9 protein-coding genes are annotated in these 7,028 nt (G+C 44.2%); 1 reads left to right on the top strand and 8 read right to left on the bottom strand.

Features of this window, described 5'->3' with window-relative positions; genetic code table 11:
* Positions 1 to 70: 70 nt before the first annotated feature.
* The 5 genes from B4033_RS09235 to B4033_RS09215 all read right to left on the bottom strand — a co-directional run bounded on the left by B4033_RS09235 (position 71) and on the right by B4033_RS09215 (position 3,358).
* Positions 71 to 469 carry a DUF3106 domain-containing protein gene (locus B4033_RS09235; protein WP_108675376.1) on the bottom strand — a complete coding sequence of 133 codons (399 nt, stop codon included), beginning with the start codon at positions 467 to 469 and terminating at the stop codon, positions 71 to 73.
* Positions 459 to 776, bottom strand: coding sequence for a hypothetical protein (locus B4033_RS09230; RefSeq protein WP_004815094.1), 318 nt, complete (start codon positions 774 to 776; stop codon positions 459 to 461). The genes B4033_RS09235 and B4033_RS09230 overlap by 11 nt, the downstream gene beginning before the upstream one ends.
* Positions 773 to 1,387 carry an RNA polymerase sigma factor gene (locus B4033_RS09225; RefSeq protein WP_286833357.1) on the bottom strand — a complete coding sequence of 205 codons (615 nt, stop codon included), beginning with the start codon at positions 1,385 to 1,387 and terminating at the stop codon, positions 773 to 775. Before B4033_RS09225 ends, B4033_RS09230 begins: the two co-directional genes overlap by 4 nt.
* 168 nt (positions 1,388 to 1,555) lie before the next feature.
* Entirely contained in the window at positions 1,556 to 2,332 is a 777-nt protein-coding gene (locus B4033_RS09220) for a TrmH family RNA methyltransferase (protein ID WP_286833356.1), read from the bottom strand.
* Positions 2,333 to 2,383: 51 nt separating this feature from the next.
* On the bottom strand, positions 2,384 to 3,358 hold the full coding sequence (locus B4033_RS09215) for a class 1 fructose-bisphosphatase (RefSeq protein WP_286833353.1): 975 nt from the start codon (positions 3,356 to 3,358) through the stop codon (positions 2,384 to 2,386).
* Positions 3,359 to 3,539: 181 nt separating this feature from the next.
* On the opposite strand from B4033_RS09215, the gene B4033_RS09210 reads away from it, so the two are divergent.
* Entirely contained in the window at positions 3,540 to 3,725 is a 186-nt protein-coding gene (locus B4033_RS09210) for an NF038105 family protein (protein ID WP_004815102.1), read from the top strand.
* Between the two features lie 78 nt (positions 3,726 to 3,803).
* Here B4033_RS09210 and pal read toward each other — a convergent pair whose 3' ends face one another.
* The 3 genes from pal to tolA form a co-directional block, all read right to left on the bottom strand.
* Entirely contained in the window at positions 3,804 to 4,376 is a 573-nt protein-coding gene (gene pal, locus B4033_RS09205; protein ID WP_004815103.1) for a peptidoglycan-associated lipoprotein Pal, read from the bottom strand.
* 40 nt (positions 4,377 to 4,416) lie between these two features.
* Positions 4,417 to 5,700 (bottom strand): Tol-Pal system beta propeller repeat protein TolB, encoded by a 1,284-nt coding sequence (gene tolB / locus B4033_RS09200; RefSeq protein WP_286833362.1) that lies wholly within the window; start codon positions 5,698 to 5,700, stop codon positions 4,417 to 4,419.
* A gap of 204 nt (positions 5,701 to 5,904) precedes the next feature.
* Positions 5,905 to 7,028 (bottom strand): cell envelope integrity protein TolA (gene tolA, locus B4033_RS09195; RefSeq protein ID WP_286833351.1); only part of this gene is annotated, 1,124 nt, incomplete at its 5' end.

The following is a 7,028-nucleotide window of genomic DNA, read 5'->3' as shown; positions in this document are numbered from 1 at the left end:
AAAGCCTCAATTGAGGCTTTTTTAATATCTTTTATTTTTGGCAATAATTTTAATAGTCGGGCTGGGAGAATTAGTTTTCAGCAACTATCAAATGTTTGTTGAAATATTCTTCACGAATCGCAGGGCGTTGTTCAGGCGTTGCTTTTTGCATACGTGAAGCTAACTCTTTGCGTTCATGAGAACTCATTTTCTGCCAGGTTTCGCGCATCTTTTGCTTTTCAGCTTCGGGCAGTTGGGTAAACCAGTCCATGCGCTGTTGTAAGCTTACGCTTTGCTCTGCAGGAAGTTCTTTTAAGGTCTGATAACGCTTAATTAAAGCGACCTGTTCTGCATCTGAAAGACTATTCCAGGTTTCATTGACTTGTGTATCAGCATCTTTGGAAAAAATCCAAAAGCGCTCAAATCCGGCAAAGCTGGTTTGCAGAAAGCCGAATGCACAAAATGCGAGTGCGAGTTTTTTAGCTGCCATGTGGAACCTGGTCCTCACCTAAAACCATTAACATTTCCAAGTCTTCAACCATTTGGGGTGAAAGCTTAGGTACGGACACGACTTGGGTTTGAGGCTCCTCTTGGTTAGCGACATTTGGTAAAACAACAATACCTGCAATGGCAGCTGCAAGTGCAAAACCTGACATTTTGAAGAATGCAAAACGAGAATGCTTGGTTTCCTGAATTTCTTCAAGAACACGGTTCATCACAACAGGTTTGTCCTTATGTTGTTGTGCCATACCATCAAGTTTGGAAGTTACTTTTTTTAAGAAATCATCTTGATTCATTCGGATGACCCTCCCAGAAATGGATTTAAATGTGCAAGTGAGGCACGCAGACCCTGAATTGCACGGTGATAGTGAGTTTTCACACTGCCTTCGCTGCAGTTCATAATTTGTGCGGTGGTATGCGTATCAAAGTCTTCCCATGCACGAAGCATGAAAGCCTGTTGTTGACGAACAGGCAATTGGGCAATGGCTTGCTGAATTTCTTCGGCTGTAACGGCTTGATCCAGAAACTCTAATGGGGATGGCGTTGCTTCATCGACGACATCATTGAGTTCGGCATCATCGTCATCGAGCTGAACTTTTTTAAAAAATGAAAATGGCTGATTACGACGCATTTCTTTACGTCGCCAGTCCTGTAACTTGTTATTTAAAATGGTGTAGAACAGGGGATACCATTCTTCAGTGGATCGATCTGCATAGGATTTATGCAGGGAAATAAATGCTTCCTGGACCAGATCCATGGCAATGCCATGCTGGCTTTGAGTTGCACTTTCCATCATCACCAATGCACGACCCGTCACATCTTGCATAAAATTCTTCAGGCGTGACTCAGCTGTACTCTTTAGAGTATTGGCATCTTGCGACTGAAGCTGTTTTGGCGCTAAATCCATAGAGATGGAAAATCCTGTCATTGGATACCCACCATTATTTTCAAGTACATGTCTATATAACGTTGAAAATAATGGTTTGGTTGACATTACACTTGATTATTTTTTCTAGTGTAATCTATTTTTTATGCAGGTCGCTGAGAAATAAAATAAAGTAACTTAAATGTGTGATCAGATCCGTTGACGGACCATTTCAAAGAAACAGATTGAACCTGCAATGGCAACATTCAGTGATTCCTGACCGCCCGGTTGAGGGATAGTGACTGCTTCGGCATGTTCCAGTGCATAGTCAGAAACGCCTTGACCTTCATTGCCCAGAATCCATACACAGGCCTTACGCAAATCTTTGCTATATAAGCTGCTAGAATGGTGAGAGCTGGTCACATAAACAGGAATCTTAAAGTTATTAAGCACTTCTTCTAAAGTGACATTCTCAAAACACTGTAAAGAAAAATGTGCACCCATTCCTGCACGTAATACCCGTGGAGACCAGAGCGATGCAGAACCTTTGGTACAAATGATCTGATCAATGCCAGCCGCAGCAGCTGAGCGGAGCAGGGTACCGACATTGCCCGGATCTTGAACATTTTCAAGAATCAGTGTGTCTGCGGTGTAATCCAATGCCTGGCTAGAGCTCGGAATATCCACGATCGCCATACAGGCAATAGAAGTCCCTAATATACTTAAGTCTTTATATAAAGATTCACCAATAACGAAAACGACACCGGTGTATTTCTGTAAAATGATCTCAAAGTCCGGATGTTGCAGGGCATGTTCGGTGGTGAAAATAGAATTGATTTTCTTGCTTTCATGAAGCCATGCAAGACAAAGGTGTGTGCCTTCAAGCACAGTTTGTCCTTGCTTTTTTCGATACGAATTCTGTTCAATCAAGCCACGCAAGTGCTTAATTTTAGGATTATCTTTAGATTCAAGGAAGATCGTTGGCATGGGAGAGAAGTCCACGGCAGTCAGCAGAACGCCAACTGCCGTTTTTAAATATTAGTTATGGTAGCTAGTGACAAGACCAACTTCGTTTTTCGAACCGATGATCACTGGAACACGCTGATGCAAGTCAGTAGGCTGGATGTCAAGAATGCGAACACGACCAGTCGTAGATGCACCACCTGCCTGTTCCATCAACATACTCATTGGATTTGCTTCATACATCAGACGTAAACGGCCAGCTTTTTTCGGATCTTTCAGGTCATATGGATACATGAAGATACCGCTACGGCACAGGATACGGTGAATATCGCCTACCATACATGCAACCCAGCGCATGTTAAAGTCTTTTTCACGAGGACCAGTTTTGCCTGCAAGAAGTTCATCGATATAACGTTTTACAGGTTCTTCCCAATGACGTTGGTTTGATGCATTAATTGCATATTCTTTAGTATCTGCAGCAACCTGAATATTTTCAGAAGTCAGCAGGAATTCCTGGGTTTCTGGATCGAAAGTGAAAAAGATTGTACCTGCACCTACAGTCAGCGCCATCATGGTAGATGGACCGTACAATACATAACCTGCTGCAACCTGATTGACACCCGCTTGCATGAAGTCTTCTGCCTGAGTTAGGGCATTTTTAGCAGGTAAAATCGAGAAGATGGTGCCAACACACATATTGATATCAATATTGCTTGAACCATCAAGTGGATCGAACAATACCAGGAATTGACCATTTTCCTGTGCAGGAGTGAACTCATCCAGTTCTTCAGATGCCAAGCCACCTACATTTGGATGAACTTTTAATGCATCGATCAAATAGTCATTAGAGATGACATCCAGTTTTTTTTGTTCTTCGCCCTGAACGTTCTCATGCTGAGCACTGCCCAATACGCCAGCCAATGCACCTTTTTGCAGTGCTTGATCAATTGTCTTACATGTATTTGCAATTGTTTCAATCACTTGTGCAAGTTCAGGTGTGAGATTCCCAGTTTTTTGCTGTAAAAATTGGGAAAGGCTTAGGTAAGACATGTCAGAAAAACTCCGAATAAAAATTTATCAGAATGATAAAAATGTAATTGGGCTATATTTTAGATGAGAACGTGGTAAAAGAAAAATTAAACTGAGACTATTTGCTATGATTTTACACTTGCAAGTCCGCTAGAAAATGCTATGTTGATTAAAAGGAAAACATAGGTTCAGGAGCACAAATATGACAACATTAAAGTTTGATGCGACTCCTACGCCGAGCGAAGCCATTAATTTAGATGAAATTTCTGAAGATAAGATGAAGGAAGCCTGGAAGGCTTATGAGGCTAAGCCGGAGTATAAAGAGTTCAATAAACACGACATGATTGAGTCGATGCAGCATCCCGAGGACGAAGAAGCTCAGCACTAAAATATTTTTCGCATTCAAAAAAAGCACTCATCAATGAGTGCTTTTTTATTTGCAGAACTGAGAACAGTTCCGGCAATTTTATTTGAGTAGTGGTGGAACCGCTTCGTAGTTAATTTCTACACGACGGTTTTCTTTCCAGGCATTTTCGTCATGACCTGGATTCACTGGCATTTCTTTACCATAGCTCACCGCTTCAAGTTGACCTGCATTCACGCCAGTTGTTATCAGGAAGCTTTCTACCGCTTTGGCACGACGTTCACCAAGTGCCATGTTGTATTCACGTGTACCACGTTCATCGGTGTGACCTGTCAAAGCAACACGTGAATTGGCATTTGCCATCAGGAATTGGGCATGGGCTTGCAGGGTAAGAAGATCGTCATTTGACAGTTCGCTACTGTCATAGTCGAAGTGCACCACACGTTTTGCCAGATAAGCTTTATTTTCAGCAGTCACACCTTTAGAAGATGCACCAGCCATGCTTTGTGCATTTAGTGCAGCATCTTCGCTCAAACCTTGAGTGTCGACAGTTGTTGCTGAACCTGTGCCAAGTTCACCAGTTTGCGTTTGTGTTGCCGGTTTACGGCTGGCACAGCCAGTCATCACTAGTGCAGCAGCCAGTAATGGAAGTGCGAATAATTGTACTTTTTTCATCTTCATCTCCATGAAGTTTTGAGTATGTTGAAGTAATGGATTATTTAGGTGCCCAAGCTGGTTCACGAACTTCACCTTGTTCACTTGGCAGGTTCATACGGAAACGGCCATCAAGTGACATAATCGATAGCAATTCACGTGAACCTTCACGTGTTGCATAGACTACCATCTGACCATTTGGTGAGAAGCTTGGTGATTCATCCAGACTGGTAGGCGTGAGGATATTATTCACACCTGAATTCAAGTCTTGAATGGCAACTTTGTAATTGCTGCCACTTGGACGGTGAACCAATGCCAGTTTTTTGCCATCTGCGCTTAAAGTACCGCGAGCATTGAAAGCACCACGGAAAGTAAGACGCTTGGTTGCACTGTTGGCAAAATCATAACGATAGATCTGTGGCGAACCGCCGCGGTCAGAGGTGAAAATAAAAGATTTGCCATCTGGTGCATAACGCGCCTCAGTATCAATCGCTGAGTCATTCGTCAGACGTTTTAACTGGCGAGTTTCCAGATTCATTTCATAGATTTCAGGATTGCCATGCATAGAAGCTGTAAATAGCATGCTCTTGCCATCTGGGGAAAAACTTGGCGCACCATTGAGACCACGGAAGCTGGCCAATTTTTCACGTTGACCAGTTGCCAGATTTTGTAGATAAATTGCCGGACGTTTGGTTTCAAATGAAACATAGGCAATCTTTTTCGCATCTGGTGTCCAGGCTGGGGACAGGATTGGATCACGTGAAGTCAGGATGGTTTTTGGTTGTTCACCATCGGTATCAGCAATCTGCAGGGTATAACGCTGATCAGGTGTCGCAGGATTGCGCAGTACATAGGCAATACGGCCGCTGAAATCGCCCGGAATACCGGTCAATGCTTGGAAAATGGCATCACTGATCATGTGAGCAGCTTGACGGGTACGTGTAGCCGGTACTGTTAACAGTTCATTCAATAGATACTGTTTTTTCTCAATATCATAGAGCTGATATTGAATTTCATAAGAACCATCAGCATTGGTTTTGGATGAGCCTGTTACCACATAAGGTACACCTGCAGCCGCCCAGGCATCCGCATTCGGATTATTCAGGGTTGCTGTTGCTGGCAGGTTTTTTGAAGCACTAGTAAACTTGCCAGAACGGTTCAGGTCATTTTCCACAATCGGGTAGATGCTCTGGTCCTGACTGAATGGCACGATCGCAATCTTTGGAGCTGCTTCAGGGGCCTTGGTAATTTCAAGATGCAGTTGCGCCTGTGATTGTGTTGCAGTCAGTGTACCCAGCGCAGCGAATATGGCAAGGCAGAGTAAGTGTTTGCGCGTTTTTTCCATCATTCGTTATTTACTCAAATCAACGGATTTATTGTGAATATGATTGCGTTACATCATCGCATGAATTTGGCTGAATGAAACCACTCAGCAATGATCAAACTGTTATAACACTGTGAAAAGTGAATATTATTTTGCCGCTTTTTGCTGAAGTTTAACTTAAAAAAATAAAAGCCATAACTGTTTTTCAGATTATGGCTTAAATTTTTATTGTGCAGTGAAGGTAGAGGTGAAACTCCGGGCTTCACGCCGTGCATCTGGATCAGATGGCATCGGGTAAGGTGCAGCAGCACGAACTGCGGCTTCTACACTGGCTTTCATGTCCGGATCGCTAGCATTCACGATCACAGAAACCACAGAACCGCTGTCACTTAAGGTAACCCGGGCAGTCGCTTTCTGACCGGAAGAACCAGTAGGCGTATCCCAGGCACGCTTGATCTTATTTTCAAAGTCGCGTTTTGCTGTAGAGGCAATCCGTTTTACTTCAGCTTTTTTCTGGGCAGCTTCTTCAGCAGCCTGTTTAGCAGCAGAAGCTTTTGCTTCAACTTCAGCCTGTGCTTTAGCTTCGGCATCCGCTTTAGCTTTCGCATCGGCAGCAGCTTTATTTTTGGCGGCGGCATCCGCTTTAGCTTTAGCATCTGCTTCTGCTTTGCGTTTGGCCTCAGCATCGGCTTTCGCTTTTGCAGCGGTATCCGATTTTTCCTTGGCAGCGGCATCTGCTTTGGCTTTCGCGGCAGCATCAGCCTTACGTTTTGCTTCGGCATCAGCTTTCGCTTTTGCATCAGCGGCAGCTTTATTTTTCGCAGCAGCATCGGCTTTTGCCTTAGCAGCAGCTTCAGCCTTGGCTTTCGCCTGTGCATCCGCTTGCTGTTTAGCTGCTAAGTCAGCTCGCTTTTGTGCTTCTAGTTTTGCTTTGTCTGCAGCAACTGCTTTCTGCTGAGCTTGCTGTTCTGCACGGCGGGCAGCTTCTTGTTCAGCTTTTGATTTGTTTGCAGCATCGGCTTTTGCTTTAGCAGCCGCTGCCTTGGCCTGTTCTGCAGCCTCAGCACGTTTTGCTGCTTCTGCGGCTTGCTGTTCAGCCTTGCGTTGTGCAGCTTCTGCGGCTTTCGCTTCTTGTGCGGCCTTTTGAGTATCTACTTTTGGTGCCGGTGGCGTCACTGGAGGGGCAGCAGTTGGAATTACTGGGGCTGCTTCCGTAGGCTCAGCAGTCTGCGTGATCTGTTCTGCCACATTTTCATGGGCAGTTTCATCAAACTCGGTTTCTTCACGTGTGACCGGTTTTAAGTCTTCAGGATTTACCAGTACAGTTTTAATCTGTTTTGGCGGTTCCG

It is taken from the genome of Acinetobacter sp. UBA3132, assembly GCF_002364825.1.
In the GTDB taxonomy this organism is placed as follows: Bacteria; Pseudomonadota; Gammaproteobacteria; order Pseudomonadales; family Moraxellaceae; genus Acinetobacter; species Acinetobacter schindleri.
This window is presented reverse-complemented; position numbering and strand designations above follow the sequence as displayed.